Source organism: Wujia chipingensis, assembly GCF_014337155.1.
Taxonomy (GTDB): Bacteria; Bacillota; Clostridia; order Lachnospirales; family Lachnospiraceae; genus Coprococcus_C; species Coprococcus_C hominis.
Genome location: NZ_CP060632.1, coordinates 294037 through 310473 on the forward strand (window position 1 = coordinate 294037; position 16437 = coordinate 310473).

Annotated in this window: 16 protein-coding genes; all 16 read left to right on the top strand. The window is 46.0% G+C overall.

The window, feature by feature from the left end:
- Complete coding sequence (locus H9Q76_RS01395) at positions 1 to 339, top strand: hypothetical protein (RefSeq protein ID WP_118671290.1); 339 nt, start codon at positions 1 to 3, stop codon at positions 337 to 339.
- Positions 317 to 1636 carry a DUF6382 domain-containing protein gene (locus H9Q76_RS01400; protein WP_249321413.1) on the top strand — a complete coding sequence of 440 codons (1320 nt, stop codon included), beginning with the start codon at positions 317 to 319 and terminating at the stop codon, positions 1634 to 1636. Before H9Q76_RS01395 ends, H9Q76_RS01400 begins: the two co-directional genes overlap by 23 nt.
- Positions 1637 to 1690: 54 nt before the next feature.
- Positions 1691 to 2029, top strand: a complete 339-nt coding sequence (locus tag H9Q76_RS01405) for a type II toxin-antitoxin system RelE/ParE family toxin (RefSeq protein ID WP_118671289.1) — start codon at positions 1691 to 1693, stop codon at positions 2027 to 2029.
- Positions 2030 to 2040: 11 nt separating this feature from the next.
- Positions 2041 to 2331 (top strand): helix-turn-helix domain-containing protein, encoded by a 291-nt coding sequence (locus H9Q76_RS01410; protein ID WP_118374500.1) that lies wholly within the window; start codon positions 2041 to 2043, stop codon positions 2329 to 2331.
- Between the two features lie 161 nt (positions 2332 to 2492).
- Complete coding sequence (locus H9Q76_RS01415) at positions 2493 to 3497, top strand: SCP2 sterol-binding domain-containing protein (RefSeq protein WP_021984748.1); 1005 nt, start codon at positions 2493 to 2495, stop codon at positions 3495 to 3497.
- A gap of 15 nt (positions 3498 to 3512) precedes the next feature.
- On the top strand, positions 3513 to 5162 hold the full coding sequence (gene dnaX, locus H9Q76_RS01420) for a DNA polymerase III subunit gamma/tau (protein ID WP_118374483.1): 1650 nt from the start codon (positions 3513 to 3515) through the stop codon (positions 5160 to 5162).
- 94 nt (positions 5163 to 5256) lie between these two features.
- Positions 5257 to 5607: a YbaB/EbfC family nucleoid-associated protein gene (locus tag H9Q76_RS01425; RefSeq protein WP_021984746.1), complete on the top strand. Its 351-nt coding sequence runs from the start codon at positions 5257 to 5259 to the stop codon at positions 5605 to 5607.
- Positions 5607 to 6206 (top strand): recombination mediator RecR, encoded by a 600-nt coding sequence (gene recR / locus H9Q76_RS01430; protein ID WP_021984745.1) that lies wholly within the window; start codon positions 5607 to 5609, stop codon positions 6204 to 6206. Before H9Q76_RS01425 ends, recR begins: the two co-directional genes overlap by 1 nt.
- 30 nt (positions 6207 to 6236) lie before the next feature.
- Entirely contained in the window at positions 6237 to 7319 is a 1083-nt protein-coding gene (locus tag H9Q76_RS01435; protein ID WP_021984744.1) for a 6-phosphofructokinase, read from the top strand.
- Positions 7320 to 7434: 115 nt separating this feature from the next.
- Complete coding sequence (locus H9Q76_RS01440; protein WP_021984743.1) at positions 7435 to 7788, top strand: hypothetical protein; 354 nt, start codon at positions 7435 to 7437, stop codon at positions 7786 to 7788.
- A 2-nt stretch (positions 7789 to 7790) separates the two neighbouring features.
- A complete protein-coding gene (locus tag H9Q76_RS01445; protein ID WP_249321414.1) occupies positions 7791 to 10337 on the top strand; it encodes a hypothetical protein in 2547 nt (848 codons plus the stop codon).
- Between the two features lie 90 nt (positions 10338 to 10427).
- Positions 10428 to 12020, top strand: coding sequence for a response regulator transcription factor (locus H9Q76_RS01450; protein ID WP_118734924.1), 1593 nt, complete (start codon positions 10428 to 10430; stop codon positions 12018 to 12020).
- A gap of 28 nt (positions 12021 to 12048) precedes the next feature.
- Positions 12049 to 12945: a sensor histidine kinase gene (locus H9Q76_RS01455; RefSeq protein WP_021984740.1), complete on the top strand. Its 897-nt coding sequence runs from the start codon at positions 12049 to 12051 to the stop codon at positions 12943 to 12945.
- A gap of 36 nt (positions 12946 to 12981) precedes the next feature.
- Entirely contained in the window at positions 12982 to 14382 is a 1401-nt protein-coding gene (locus H9Q76_RS01460; protein WP_227573190.1) for a sugar ABC transporter ATP-binding protein, read from the top strand.
- 5 nt (positions 14383 to 14387) lie between these two features.
- Positions 14388 to 15287 (top strand): ABC transporter permease, encoded by a 900-nt coding sequence (locus H9Q76_RS01465; protein ID WP_249321877.1) that lies wholly within the window; start codon positions 14388 to 14390, stop codon positions 15285 to 15287.
- Positions 15288 to 15459: 172 nt separating this feature from the next.
- Positions 15460 to 16419: a sugar ABC transporter substrate-binding protein gene (locus H9Q76_RS01470; RefSeq protein ID WP_227573189.1), complete on the top strand. Its 960-nt coding sequence runs from the start codon at positions 15460 to 15462 to the stop codon at positions 16417 to 16419.
- Positions 16420 to 16437: the final 18 nt, after the last annotated feature.

Below are 16437 nucleotides of genomic sequence, written 5' to 3' on the forward strand. Positions count from 1 at the left end.
ATGGGAAACAAAGGAAGCTCTGTGGTAGAGATGAGTCTGATCATGCCGATTATATTTGGCATAGTGGTCATGGTAATATTCCTGTTTTTGGATACCGTTAGGGATGGTCTGGTACAACAGGAGGGATACAGTGTAATTTATACTTATCAGGAAGGGGCTGGATTGCGTGAACAGCTGGAAGAAATGAAAAATGCCGAGACGCGTGATGCAGGGCAGGCTGTTATCTCGGATGGAAATTATCGGTATGAAAAAGAAGGGCATGTATGTATCACAGAAGTGGATGTATGCAGTAATCGGCTGAGAAGGTGGCAGGTGTATGGAAATATTGTTTGGGAATAAAGGAATCTATCATTATATGGATGCGAAGGTTGGAACGATGCAGGAACTCGAAGAACACGGAAGGATGTATCAGGTCCGGATGCTTGTGGAAAATGAACTGCCTTACATACTTCCTTCTTCCATGATCTGTACGGATGCGGAGGTATGGCTGTCGCACAATACGAAGGATTGCTATGGTTTACAGGCATATTTGCAGCAAAAGACAATGAATGGGACACAGTTAAAGAAAGTTTTGAATCAGATCATGCAGCAGGCGGACGCATTGGAAGCATATTTGCTCGATGCATCGGATCTGGTTATCCGCGTGGAGTATTTGTTCATGCAAAAGGAGAAAAACGAGATTCGGATGCTCTGTGTGCCAGGCTATCAAAAGCCATTGAAGGAACAGCTTACCGCATTTCTGGAATATCTGATGCCGCGGTTTTCCCATGAAGATCGTGCGGGAGAACTGTTTTTGTATGAATGTCACCGGGTGTTGACGGATGAATGGAGTGATATGACAGATTTTCTCGCATTGTTGAATGCTGGAACGGATACAGATGGAAGATGTCGGAAGCAGGGTGAGAAAACGTCCATGCAGAAACCAAACAGCAGCGAAGAAAATGAATTTGCGGAAGAAGCAGTGACGCTTGAACAAAAAGTAGCGTGTGCGGACATAGATGCAATATTTTCAAAACGCTTTTTGCTGTATGCGTTGGCAGGAGGCGCCGCGCTGGCGCTGATTATTAAATATTTGTTTTTTGATGGGACGACGGGAACTGCAATCTTTGGAATTGTCTGGCTTTTAACGCTGATTATTCTTGCAATCATGACAGCGCGCGACAAGGAAGATGGACAGGAATCTGAGTCAGCGATGCAGGAATATGGCAGGCAGGTGCAGGGAGATGAAACATTGGAGGATGCGCCTGTACAGGGATACAGCAGACAGGCGGAACAGGCTGTGCACAGCGTGGATGTTCCGATGGGACTGTCGGAAAAATCTGTACAAGATAGTCGAATTCCAGATATGAAGCTGGTACCACTGACGAATGGCGCTCTGGAATCGTTCCGTATTCCGAAGGATAAGGCGTCGTTTACCATAGGCAGGGATAAGGCGTCCGATTATCGTGTTGCCACGACACAAATCAGTCGTGTGCATGTCCGGTTGTTCTGCCGTCCGGATGGACTGTATATCGAGGATCAGAACTCTACCAATGGAACGTATATCAATACGAAGCGTATCCCGGCGATGACAGAACAGAAGCTGGAAAAGGGCGATGTGGTCGGACTGGCAAATGAGGAGTTTTTTGTTGCGTAAGAACATTGATATATTGACAAATACAACTTATTGATTGTAAAATAAGGAGAAGATATGAAAATACATACATATTTATCAAGCTCTGGGAAAGATTTAATTATGGAGTATATAAATGCGTTGACAATAGAAGAACAGGTAGATGGATTGGCAGTATTGGCATATATGGAAAAAGGTGAATTTGAAAAAGTATTATCGAAACGATGGGATAAAAAAGTGTATGAGGTTTATTTCCGGAGGAATAATCGAATATTTTATGTGACAGCAGACAGAGACAATATATATTTGTTGCATGTGTGTCGAAAGCAAAAAAATAAAACAGAACGGGTCGATAAAAATATTGTGCTTGCACGTACACGTGAATTAGGAAGATTTCTTGGCAGAAAAATTGTGTAGGAGGAAGTAATATGGCATTTGCAGAAATTAATATTCAAGAAATAATACAGGAGAAGAAAAATAATTCCGAGGAATTTTATAATACGTGGAAAAAGAGCGAGGATGAATATCGACTGATTGCAGAGATGATTGAATTGAGGAAACAAAAGGGAATATCACAGACACAGTTGGCAAGAACGATTGGGAATAGACAACAGGTGATTTCGAGGATTGAGAAAAAAGAGAATTCTCCATCATTAAAAATGTTCTGTTGTATTTTAGATTCATTGGGATATGAGTTGAAAATTGTGAAGAAAAACTGAAACAGTTATAAACAGCATTAATTCCAGTTAGTGCTGTTTTTTGTTTGCTTGGATTTTTTCCTCGCAATTATTGTATTTACCCCCTGTTTTTGGTATAGTAATAGTGTGCGTTTTTGTAGCATGCGAAAGAAAAAATGGCAGTGAATACATGAGGTGTTACGGTGAAGGTAAATGTGTATTACGGAGGCCGGGGATTGCTGGAGGATCCAACACTCTTTGTAGTGGAGAAAATCATTCAGGTTCTGCAGGAGCTTCGGGTAGAAGTCACAAGATATAATATGTATGAAGATAAGTCGGGGATTGCAACACTTCCGAATACGTTGAAGGATTGCGATGGCGTGATTCTGGCAGCGAGTCTGGAATGGTTTGGCATTGGCGGCTATATGCAGCAGTTTCTGGATATGTGCTGGCTGTATGGTGACAAGGAGAAGATCGCGTCACTCTATATGATGCCGGTTGTCGTTGCAACGGCGTATGGAGAACAGGATGCAGAGCTGTCACTGCGAAAGGCATGGGATGTGCTGGGTGGCATTTCAGAGCCGGGAATCGCGACGTATGTGGATTCGACGGATGTGCTGGAACAGGAAAGCCAGTATTTGAATCTGATTGAGAAAAAAGCAGAGGATTTTTACCGCCTGATCAATAAGAAGACAAGGAAACTGCCGACGAGTAACACTGCGGTAAAGAACACTCTGATCAAGCAGAACAATATCAATCTGACACCACAGGAGAGTGAGCAGCTTTCCAAGTTTGTGGCAGATGATGGCTATGTGAAGAAGCAGAAAGAGGATATTGAGGAACTCGCTGCAATGTTCAAGCAGATGCTTGGAGATGAGGAAGAGGCACCAGAACCACCAAGTGTCTACGAGGACGATATTATCGAAGGATTTTATGAGAATTTCCATCCGGAGACCGGATTTGCGGCAAGCTATGTGATCATAGTACCGGATATGGGGAAGAATTTAGTGATACATGTAGGGAAAGTCTTACAGTGTGAGTATGGCGCGGATGTGGAAGCCGATGTGAAGCTGAAAGCATCAAGCACGATGCTGCGTAATATTTTGGCTGGCAAGAATAGCTTCCAGAAAGGCTTTATGTCCGGCGAGATAACGGCAAAGGGCAACTTTAAGACCCTTCGGATGCTGGATCAGATTTTCCATATATAGAGTTGGAGGCAGTTTATGTCGTACATGGCATTGTACCGGAAGTGGAGACCGGACGCGTTCGAGGAGATCAAAGGACAAGAACATATTGTGACAACGATCCGAAATCAGATCGTACATGACCGCGTGGGACATGCGTATCTGTTCTGTGGAACCAGAGGTACCGGTAAGACAACGACGGCAAAGCTGATGGCAAAAGCAGTCAATTGTGAGCATCCAATCAACGGAAGCCCGTGTAATGAATGTGCCAGCTGCAAGGCGATTGCAGCAGGGGCGGCGATGAATGTAATCGAGGTCGATGCCGCAAGTAATAATGGTGTGGATAATATCAGACAGATCACGGATTCGGTGAATTACTCACCGTCAACTGGTAAGTATCTGGTCTATATCATCGACGAGGTGCATATGCTCCGTGACGCAGCGTACAATGCACTTTTGAAGACGTTGGAGGAACCACCTTCCTATGTAATATTTATTCTGGCGACCACGGAATCACATAAGATTCCGGCGACGATTCTGTCGCGTTGCCAGCGGTATGATTTCCACCGGATTCCGTTGGAGATAATTGCAGATCGTCTGCAGGAGCTTCTCGACCGGGAAGGAATCGCGGCGACCAGAGAAGCGGTTGAATATGTGGCGCGTGCCGCAGATGGTTCCATGCGAGACGGTTTGAGTATTCTGGAACAGTGTATCTCTTACCATCTGGGTGAGGAACTGACATTAGATAAAGTACTCGCGGCAATTGGTGCCGTGGATGTGGAAGTTTACATTCAGTTGTTTGAATGTCTGAAAGAAAAAGATCTGGTTGGTGCATTGAAGATCATAGATGAAGCAATCTGGCAGGGCAAGGATCTGTTGCAGCTGGTCAATGAATTTACTGCATTTATCCGGAATATACTGGTGCTGTCGATCGACCCGGATATGACGATCGATGTGACAGCGGAGACAAAACAGCGCATGGTTGCACTCACAAGCGATATGACACAGGACTGGATGATGCATGCAATCTATGTTTTACAGGAAGCCGCAGCGAAGATCGCATATACGACATCCAAGCGTGTGATGCTGGAAATCGCGATCATCAAGCTTTGTAAGACGGAGATGCGTTACGATATCGAAGGAATTCAGGCACGAATCGAGTCACTGGAGCAGCAGCTTGCAGAGACGAAGGAACTGCTCAAAGAGCAGCAGGCACATCCGGTTGTGATGGCAGTTGCACCGCCGGCAACGGAAGGCGCAGGGACAGTGCAGCAGGCAGTTGCACCACAAACAGGTGATTCATCCGAGCACATCAAGCAGAATCTGCGTGACAAATATCCGCAGGCAGAATACGAGGATCTGCTTCTGATTGCGAAAGCGTGGAAGACGATTGGCAAGCGCGGACCGAGACTGGTGCAGCATTATTACAGACAGGCATCACTGGTTGCCGGAAGAGAATCTGGCGCGCTGGAACTCGTTGTAGCGGATACACCAGACAACGATCTAGCGATTTCGTATTTCGCGAATCAGGACAAGCTCGATGAATTGAGCGAGCAGCTGACCAATATGGCACAGTGCAAGGTACGTGTGACATTCCGCAAGATTGATGGCAGGGAAGAAGTACACGAACTGCAGAAGGACTGGGATTTGAGCCGGATTGTATTTGATGACATCGAAATGCATGAGTAAGCTTTTAATCTGGCGAGTCCAAATCATATAAAAAGGTAGTACGCATGGGAAACCGTGTATGAATATAAGAATAAGAAATCAGGAGGATATAAAGATGGCAAAAAGAGGTGGATATGGTGGAATGGGCATGATGCCAGGAAATATGAACAATCTGATGAAGCAGGCACAGAAGATGCAGAAGCAGATGGAAGAGACCACCAAAGCACTCGAAGAAAAAGAATATGAGGCAACTGCCGGCGGTGGTGTTGTCAAGGTAAAGATCAATGGCAAGAAGGAAGTAACAGAAGTTCATCTTGACGAGGAAGTTGTCGACAAGGACGATATCGAGATGCTCGAGGATCTGATCATGGCTGCTATGAACGAAGCCATCCGTATGCAGGATGAGGATCAGAAGAATTCCATGGGTAAGATCACCGGTGGATTAGGCGGAGGTTTGCCGTTCTAATGGATATTTATGGAGAGAAAGTAAACCGGCTGATCGGTGAACTCGGAAGACTTCCCGGCATCGGTGGAAAGACCGCACAGCGGCTGGCGTTCCATATTATCAATATGCCGGAAGAACAGGTGGAAAGCCTGTCGGCAGCAATCACAGATGCAAAGAAGAATATCCGGTACTGCAAATCCTGTTATACGATTACTGATCAGGAGCTGTGTCCGGTGTGTGCATCGCCGAAGCGGAACCATAAGCTGATCATGGTTGTCGAGACTCCACGAGATCTGGCAGCATATGAGCGTGTGGGACAGTATCAGGGCGTCTACCATGTATTAAATGGTGTGATTAACCCGGCGATGGGAATTGGAACCGGAGATATCCGGTTGAAGGAACTGATCCTGCGGTTGGAGCAGGAAGATGTAGAAGAGTTGATTATTGCAACAAATTCCAGTGTGGAGGGCGAAGCGACTGCGATGTATATATCCAAGCTGGTCAAGCCATCTGGAATCAAGGTCACAAGAATTGCAAGTGGCGTTCCGGTCGGCGGCGATCTGGAATGTATTGATGAAGTGACGTTACTTCGGGCATTGGAAGGAAGAACTTTGTTGTAGAGGAGACACATAAATTAAGGAGGTTACAGTATGAAGAGAATCGGAATGTTGACAAGTGGCGGTGACTGCCAGGCTTTAAATGCGACGATGCGTGGTGTGGCAAAGGGACTGTATAATACGTTTGAAGACGTGGAAGTATATGGTTTTTTAGAAGGCTACAAGGGATTGATTTATGGCAATTATGTAAAGATGAAGCCGTCAGATTTCTCTGGAATTCTGACAAAGGGTGGCACGATCCTTGGCAGTTCCCGTCAGCCGTTCAAGCTGATCGATGAGCCGACACCGGAAGGACTCAACAAAGTTGAGGAAATGAAGAAAAATTACAACAAACTGAAGCTTGATGCACTGGTTGTTCTCGGTGGAAATGGTTCCCAGAAGACAGCAAACCGTCTGTCTCAGGAAGGACTGAATGTGATTGGACTTCCAAAGACAATCGACAATGATATCTGGGGCACCGATATGACATTCGGATTTCAGAGTGCGGTCGATGTTGCAACACAGGCAATCGACTGCATCCATACAACTGCATGCTCACACAACCGTGTATTTATCGTAGAAGTTATGGGACATAAGGTAGGCTGGATTACATTGCATGCGGGTATCGCATCCGGTGCAGACATCATCCTGATTCCGGAAATTCCATATGATATCGCCAAGGTATGTGAGGCACTTGACAGAAGAACCAAGCAGGGCAAGGGATTCTCGATTCTTGCTGTTGCAGAGGGTGCAATCTCGAAAGAAGTCGCAGCACTTCCAAAGAAGGAGCGTAAGGCAGCCGTAGCAGCCGCAGCTGCGAAATATCCATCTGTCGCTTATGAAGTTGCAGATAAGATCAAGGAATATTCCGGTATGGACATCCGTGTGACAGTTCCGGGACATACACAGCGAGGCGGAAGCCCGGATCCATATGATCGTGTGATTTCCAGCCTGTTTGGTGCAGAGGCAGTCGAGCTGATCAAGAATAAAGATTTCGGCAAGCTTGTTGTTATGCGTAACAATGAAGTGACAGCAATTCCGATGGAAGAGTCTGCAGGAAAGCTCAAATATGTTTCCCCAGACGATAGTATTGTTAAATATGCAAAACGTCTCGGTATTTCCTTTGGTGATGAGTAGGAGATACGGATTCGGACGCACGAAACAGGATTTCAAAGCATAAAATAAGAAAAACAGATAGACAATCAGCCAAAAACTGATTGTCTATTTATGTCATTTTATGTGAGAGGATTCCATGAAAGAAATCGATGAGATGTATGTGCATAAGTTTCGCACTCCGGAACTCATGGTTGTGGATGAGCAGGAGTTAGAGGAAGACCGGGCATATTTGCGTGCGATGTATCCGATGCGGGCAAAGCTGATACTGGTTATGGTGGAGGATGCCTGCGACCGGCTGGAATATGAAGGAAGTCCTATGTTTGCAGTTTATCCAGACAAGGTAGCGATGTTTTCAATTGCGAAGAAGATTTATGAGAAGATCTGCTATAAGGATGCGGACGAAACATTGCTTCATATGATTGAGATTATGGTCTGCCATGAATTTTATATTCGTCGGTGCAGATATCGTAAAAGGAGAAAATATTTCTAACTATGAAACGGTTTTTGATAAAGGCGTTTGTGTTCATTGCGGTTGCAGTGGGCACAGCCTTTCTGGTAAATCAATTCAATAACAGAGGCTTGGATCGTGTATCCAGCGAATTGGACGAACCGACACTTCCATATGTCTATCTTGAATTCGAGGGTAAAGTTATTAACCGGACCTGTGGATATACGCAGACGATGTCGACGAGCCTGATGCGGGATGGGATTGTGCCACTAAACAGTAATCATGGTGTGACGGTGCTTGTTGATAATGAAGCAAAATATGGCGAGACATTTACCTATGAGCTGCGAAGTATTGCAGGCGATTCCCTTGTGGAACGTGGCGACGCGGTTCCTGGAAGTGTCGAGAACGGACGCAAGAAATATGATGTGAATTTTCGGATGGACATGCAGCAAAACCGGGAGTATGTATTTGTATTTATCATTACGGCGGCAGATGGTACGGAGGTGCGATACTATAACCGTGTGGTAAATCTGGCGGAACAGCATGCCAAGGCAATCGTGGATTTTGCAACAAACTTCCATGACACGACGTTTATTAAGGAAGTCAATGAGTCCGAGGGCAATGTTGTATTTGATAACCTGAAGACGGACAAGGCAGGAACAACGTCAAGTCTGGCACATGTCGATCTGAATGCAACCTATGAGCAGATCACTTGGGGCGGGCTGACACCTGTGGTTGTGACGGGCGTGACGCCGACGATCACGGAGATTGACAAGGAATATGCTGTGATTCACATGTCCTATGTGGTGGAATCCATGAATGACAAGAAGAGTCATTATTATCAGGTCGACGAATACTACAATGTCACCTATAACCGGAGTTCGGAGATGGTGAAGCTGCTTGCTTTCGACCGGTATCAGGAAAGCTTTTTTGACAGTGGTTACATTAGCAAGGACCGGAATAGTATCAGCATGGGCGTGACAAATGAGCCAGCAGAATATGTGACATCTGAGGACTATGGGATTTTAGCGTTTGTGCGTCTTGGACAACTCTGGATGTACAAGTACAATGACAGCTCGCTTACGAATATATTCAGCTATCCGCAGGACAGTTATTCGGATGCGAGAACCTTAAATACGAATCTCGATATCAACATTGCAGATATGGATGAAGACGGAAATATCTACTTTGTTGTGTATGGTTATATGAACCGTGGCGTGCATGAGGGCAAAAATGGAATGTCTCTTTATTATTATTCTGCGGAGAGTATGACGACGCAGGAGCTTTTTTTCGTGGAATGTGATGAGAGCTACGATATCATGAAAAAGGAAACCGGACGGTTTACTTATTACAATGCACAGACAAATACGTTTTATTATCTGTTGGATGAAACGCTGTATGAGGTATCCCTTGCTGATATGACGCAGACTGCGATTGTCGAGGGAATTCCTTCTGCCAAATACCTTGTGTCTGCGAACCGGAAGCTGATTGCATATCCGAATGCTGCCGAGGATGAAAATGTCACAGCAATCACGATACAGAATTTTGAGACAGGTGAAATGTATGAGAAAACCTGTGCAACTGGTGATCTGCTGCTGGTACTTGGATTTGTGGAAAATGATCTGATCTATGGCTGTGCGCATAGTGCAGACGTAATTATGACTTCCGATGGACAGGCAATCCTGCCATTGTATGAGTTGTTTATCATGAGCGATAATGGTGAACAGAAGAAAGATTACACGAAGGATGGGGTGTATATCATGAATGCATCGGTTGGGGATGATACCATTTATCTGACGCGTGCACGCAAACAGAACCAGTTCTTTGAAGAAATCGATCAGGATTATATTTCCTACAAGAAAGAGGAAAATAATAAGATGATCACGACGGATACGACATATGACAGCTATGCATGGAATATCTTAGATATTGTATTCCCATCGAATTTCTATCTGTCGGATACTGCAAGCTACCGGAAGACAAAATACGGAAGAGCAGAGGCTTACAAGGATATGCAGGTGCAGACGAAGACACGTGACGGTGCGTATTATGTGTTTGACAATGCGGGCTACATCGGCGAGTACGAAACTGCCGGAAGCGCAATCACGCGGGTGGTCGATGACGAGGCAGGACTTGTTGTGGACAGCAACGGAAATACGATCTATCGCTGTCTGGCAGCGGACAGCTATAATACAGTCGCAGATGAGATCAAGGAGACACCGAATCCGGATGCAAATCAGTCGCTGCTTACCTGTGCGTATATGTGTGCACAGTATGCGGGAGGTACACTGGAGCTTACAGATGCGATAAACTGTGGTACTTTTGAGAAGGTATTTGAGGATTACACGAATGGTGTCGGTATCAATATCTCCGGTATCAGTTTGTCGACGGCGCTGTATTTCCTGGATCGGGATATTCCGTTTGCAGCCTGCATCGATGATGGGCGGTATGTGCTTGTCATTAGCTACAATTCGACACATATTCGGTATTACGATCCGGTGCTTGGTGCAGAAGTGAAGGTGACACGGAAAGCATTTGAGAATTCACTGAGTTTACAGAGTAACACGATGTATACGTTTAGTGTACAGTAAAGAAATACACAGAGTCTGGGGGGAAAACTACCAGGCTCTTTTTGAATAACAAGCAGTTGGTACAAGATAGTACATACAGAGGTGAGTAACATGAGCAGAATGCGAAAGGTATTAATTGCAGATGATGAGGTAAAAGTGGGACAGCTTGTGAAACGATTGATACAGTGGGATCGGCTTGGACTGACCTGTATTGGACTTGTGACAGACGGGCAGACGGCGTATGAAAAGATCTTGTCCGAATCGCCGGATATTGTGATCACGGATATCCGGATGCCGGTATTGACGGGACTGGAAATGATCCAGAAGGCATCCGAGCAGGGCGTGAAATGCCATTTTATAGTTGTCAGTGGATATAAATACTTTGACTATGCGCAAAAAGCGTTGAAATATGGCGTGGAAGATTATCTGCTCAAGCCAATCGATGAGGATGAGCTGAACAGGCAGCTGCAAAAGATTGTCGCGGAAGAAGAACAACGTGAGGATAAGCAGCAACAGGTAGATCAGATAGAGAAAAAACTGGAGGATAGTAAATATCTGCGCCACAAAGAATTTCTCAGACAGATACTAAGCCAGAAGCAGGAAAATATTGATGCCGCGAATACGGAGTTTGGACTTCAGCTTGAGAACAAGTGCTTCCGGGGATTAACCTTCAAGCTTGACCGGGATATTGATGTCGCAGAGAATACACAGCAGATGCAGTTTGTTCTCCGCAAGATCATGCAGAAGGCAGAGGATGCATTTTCGGCATGCACCATCGACCTGATTGCGGCTGTGCAGTCGAATCATTCCGTGCAGGTGCTGTTAAATTATTTCCAGACGGAGCAGGAGAATATCGACAACCGGATTACGGATTTTTTCAATGAGCTGAGCGATTATCTGGAGAACTTCCAGCATTACAGGATTACTGTCGGGGTGAGCAGTGAAGTCGAGAGCTTCGAGCAGATCAGTACTGCGATTGAGATGAGCAAAGAGGCGGCTGCCAGCCGGCTCTTCAAGGGAAACGGCAGACGGATCGAATATTGCCAGGAGCCGCACACTCTATTTTCGCCAAAGGACTTTCAGAATGAATATGAGGAATTCGCAAAAGCGGTTGAGACAATGCAACCGGATGCCTGTCAGTACCAGATTCACAAATGCTTCCGGCTGGCAAGCGATAAGGCACTTTTTGCAAGCGAATTTTATGCAATGGGATTGTGGCTGCTCCGCAGTACTTATGACATTCTGGAAATAGCAGATACATTTGATGTGGATGTGCAGCAGGAGGTGTTGGAGAATCTGTCGACAGTTGCGGATTTGAGAGACTATGTGATCCGTCAGGTGCAGCAATTGATCAAAGAGAGCCGTAGTGAACGGGAAAACCGCGAACGCAAGCCGGTATTGGAGGCAATCGCCTATATGAAAGAGCATTTTACAGAGAAGATCACGCTGGAGGATGTAGCCGCAACCATCGGCTTCAATACGAATTATTTCTCAGAATTGTTTAAGAAAGAAACTGGTGAGAACTTCTCGAACTACCTGCTTGGAATCCGGATGGAGAAAGCAAAGCAGATGCTCCGGGACACGAAGATTCCGGTGTATGAAATCGGCGAAAGTGTCGGGTATAAGGATGCCAAATATTTCAGTCAGCAGTTTATGAAGGTTGTCGGTGTGAAGCCGGCAGAATACCGGAAGCTGTACTATTGACAGACGCAGTGAAACGCGAGGGCACAACATGGGAAAAATAATCTGGATATGTGTGGGTGCGGTGATTGTCTGGGCAGGGACAATCCTTTTGATGCATCGGATACAAACAAAGAAAATAAAAAAACTGGAGGATGACTATCGGGAGAAACAGCGTGTGCAGCAGAAGCTGCGGGAGGAATATTCCGTCAAGGTGCAGAATAAGCAGGCGAAAATTGCCGCCTTGCAAAGTCAGATCAATCCGCATTTTTTGTACAACACGCTGGAATGTATACGAAGTGAGGCGCTTTTATATGAATGTGACAGCATTGCCCGTATGGCGAAGGCACTGGCGGCTTTTTTCCGGTATAGCATCAGCAACAAAGAAAACATTGTGACAATCCGCGATGAGCTTCGGAATATTGAGAATTATTTCCTGATCCAGAGCTACCGGTTTGAAAATAAATTCGCCCTTGAAATCAATGTGGAGGATGACCGGGAAGAAGTCGGGAATTATCTGATTCCCAAGCTTTCGCTGCAGCCGATTGTGGAAAATGCAATCTTCCATGGCTTAGAGACGAAGGCGGAAAACGGAAAGGTGACAATACGGATTTATACGACAGATCAGGAACTGGTTGTTGTCATATCGGATAACGGAACAGGAATTGACTGGGATACCCTTGTTTCCATGAGACAGGCACTGGAACAGACGGAGGAACGCCGGGAGAGCGGCGACGATGGAAGCACGCACGGAGAGACAGCGGGGATGGATGCACATGGAACAGACAGGAACGAGAAGCGTGGAAACGGAATTGCATTGAGCAATGTAAACCAGCGGATCCAGCTCGCATTTGGAAACCGCTATGGTCTCCGCCTCTACAGCACGACCGGAATCGGAACAGATGTAGAAATCTGGCTTCCTAAGAAAGTAGACAGAAACGATCTGTGATTTAGAAAAACAGGAAAGAAAAAGCAGGCATGGATTATGAGACATGAGATTATTCGGATGGAACATGTGAATATCAGCAGACCGGGCAGGCATGAGATTGAAGATTTGAACCTGATTATCTGCCGGGGGTACAGCATGGGAGTTGCAGGCGTGGAAAACAGCAAGGAGATACTGGCGGACTTTTTCGAGGGGAAAGGAACGCTCGCAAGAGGCCGGATTTACTTGGATGGACAACCATGGAAGCCGGAAGGAAAACGGGATTTTGAGGATGCCGGCATTTTTGTGATCTCCAAAGACACGGTGTACATGGATTCGCTCGATGTCAGCGAGAATCTTTTTTTGTTACGAAGAAACAGCCTGCGTAAAATCCGGTTGAATGAAAAGGCATTGCATATACAGGGACGTGCACTGCTTGAAAAATACGATCTGCCTTATGCGGCAGATGAACATAGCAGCCATCTGAAGAACGGAGACCGTATTCTGATCGGGATGGTACGCGCCATCACACAGGGGGCGCGTATTCTTGTTTTGCGGGAGATTGTGTCGTGTTTTCCGGGAGAAGAACGCCGGAAGCTGAGACAGTTTGTGAACCGGTTGAAGCAGGACGGTATTACGGTTATATCAATCGATAACCGGGCAGATTTCACGGACCCTTTCTTTGATGAAGTGATTTTGTTCCGGCATCATACCATCTACAAAAAGATCTGTCAAAGCGAAGATACATGGATGATTGACGAGATATTAAAACGCGGTCTGGAGGCGGCAGATACTACCATACCGGAAGTACGCGATGCCAGCGGGAAACCACAGCGAAAGCCGGTGGATTTTTTCGTGTGGGAGACGTTCCGGGATGGCAGCTGGCAGCCGCAGATTTCGATGCGGGCAGGGGAAATCCTTGCGGCACTCGGTACCCCCGGACAGGTGGATGGTGTCTGGTCGGACATCCTTCGTTCCAATGCCATGCAGTCGCGGTTTGAGTTAGATGGCGAGATCATCGCCTACAAAAACATACAGGAGCTTATGAAGCACCGGATTGCGCTTATGGAGTATGGAAACCATACGGAAATCTGCGAGAATCTGACCAACGAGGAAAACATTCTTCTCCCGACATATCCGCGCATATGTTCAGCATTCGGGTTTTATCAGAAGCAGCAAAAGTATATATTGGAAGATAATTTCCTGGGATTGGACAGGCGGGACATCGAGCTGCTGAACCCTGAGACAGAAGCCTGGAAAATAGGAATCTATCGTTATAAGCTGTTTCATCCGCGTGTGCTGATCCTGAAAAACATGCTGCAAAATCTAAACGTCCGGGAAGTCGCATGGCTGAAACGGGAATTGCGGGAGATCGTGGGAAGAGGAAGCAGCGTCCTTCTGCTCGAAAACGAGAGTAAAGTCTGTGTGGATGTTGCGGACCGGCTGGAGGTGATAGCTTGAAGACTGTGCGGTCATTCTATGATAAATATCATATGGAAATCGGAAATATCGTTTTGATCCTGGTTCTTGCTATCGTATTGTTCCCCAGACTTTCTGCAGACTATGTACTGCATCAGTTTGTGATTATCGTACTGTTGACGATGGGACTCTCGCTCGAGATGCTGAGTGGTGTTTTAGATTTCGCATTTATGGCGGAAATCGCAATGACGACATGCCTGGGCGGACTATGCCTGCGGGCAGGGTTTCCGGTTTGGGTGAGCTTAACGGTTATGATACTGGCACAGATGCTGTTCGGGATGGCAAAGGGGCTTCTGATTGGCAAAATCCGTGTAAACCCTATTTTGCTGACTTTTATTTTGCAGCAGATCTATCAGGGGATAGCTGCCGTGTTCGGGGATGCAATACAGGCACCGATCCCGAGGGATTACTATGGTTCCTACATGTTCTGGATGATTTTTTCCGGTATTGCAGTTGTAATTTATGTGTTCCTGCAGTTACTGCTTACACATACATATTATGGGAAATACGTACGGATGCTGGGAGAAAATGAAACCTCGGTCAAAAACAGCGGAATCCGTTTTGATATCTGCCGCATGATTATCTGTGGAATCAGTGGTATTGTATTTGCACAGGTGGCATTGATCTTTTTGTTCATCACCAATGGCGGCAGTGCCGGTATTGGCAGGAGATACCTGTATCCGGTAATTGCGGCAGCGTGTCTTGGCGGAATAAACTTTCTAAAAGGAAAAGGAAACCTGCGCGGCACTGTTTTGGGCAGTCTGTCCATGGTGCTTCTTCTGAATCTGTCTGCGGGGCTTTCTCTTTACAGCTATTTTTCTTATATCTGGGAAATCGCAATTCTTGTAATTGCGGTGGTTATTTTCGCTAGGGAGAGCAAGAACTGAAAATCCTCTCCCTAAATCCGAAACTTGTCCGATTGTGGGAAGGGCAGATCCTCCATATAATAAAACCATCAGATAGATACATCGAAATGATCCCACCGGAAGCCGGACGTGCTTCTGCCATTTCCCTGTATCTGACGGAAGAAAAAACAAAGAAAATGAGGAGGAAATGACTATGAAAAAACGAAAGAGATTGTTTGGTATTTTGTTGGCAGTAGTTATGACAGTAGCAATGATGACAGGATGTTCCGCAGGAAAGGGCGGCACATCCGGAAGTGGAGTAAAGGTAGGATTCCTGGCACCGACACTCCAGACGGAGTTTATGATTGGAATCGATGAGAAGCTTCACGAGGAATGTGACAATCGTGGATGGGATTATGTATCTGCAAGCTTCGATAACGATTCGGCAGCAGCCGTATCTGCAATCGAGAACATGGTAACCGGAAATTGTAATTACATCGTAGCGATGGTATCCGATACATCCTGTGACGATGCGCTGAAGGCAGCACAGGAAAAGGGTGTCAAGATTATCGAATGTGGTGTTGAGACAGCAGTACATGATCTTGTACTCAAAACTGATCAGTATTCTATCGGAACACAGATCGGAGATATGGCAGCAGACTGGCTGAACAGTCAGCTCGGCGGCGAAGGAAACATCGTAGTATATACAACCTATCAGAATCAGGATATGCAGGATCGTGGACAGGGTATCCAGGATGCAATCAAGGAGAAAGCACCGAATGTCAACATTCTGGAAGTCGTTGATATCGGTAAGGATGTTGTAGGATCCGGAACGACTACGACAGAGACGATGCTTCAGAAATATTCGAACCTGAACGGAATTGTGTGCTATGGTGATGCGGCAGCGGTAGAATCTGTTGAGGCAGTGAAGGCAGCAGGCAAGGACAACGAAAACTTCGGCGTATTCGCCTGTGATGGTACAAATCAGGCTTTAAAGGGTATCAATGACGGAACATGCATGCGCGGTACGATGTACTTCGAGCCGATCGGAAGTGTTATGGCGGAATATATCCAGCAGATGGTTGACGGCAAGACAGTCGATGAGGCAGTCGAAACTCCGATCCACGCTGTAACAAAGGCAAATATCGCAGATTACTATAAAGCAGACAAATAAAGATTGCAAAAAGAATGC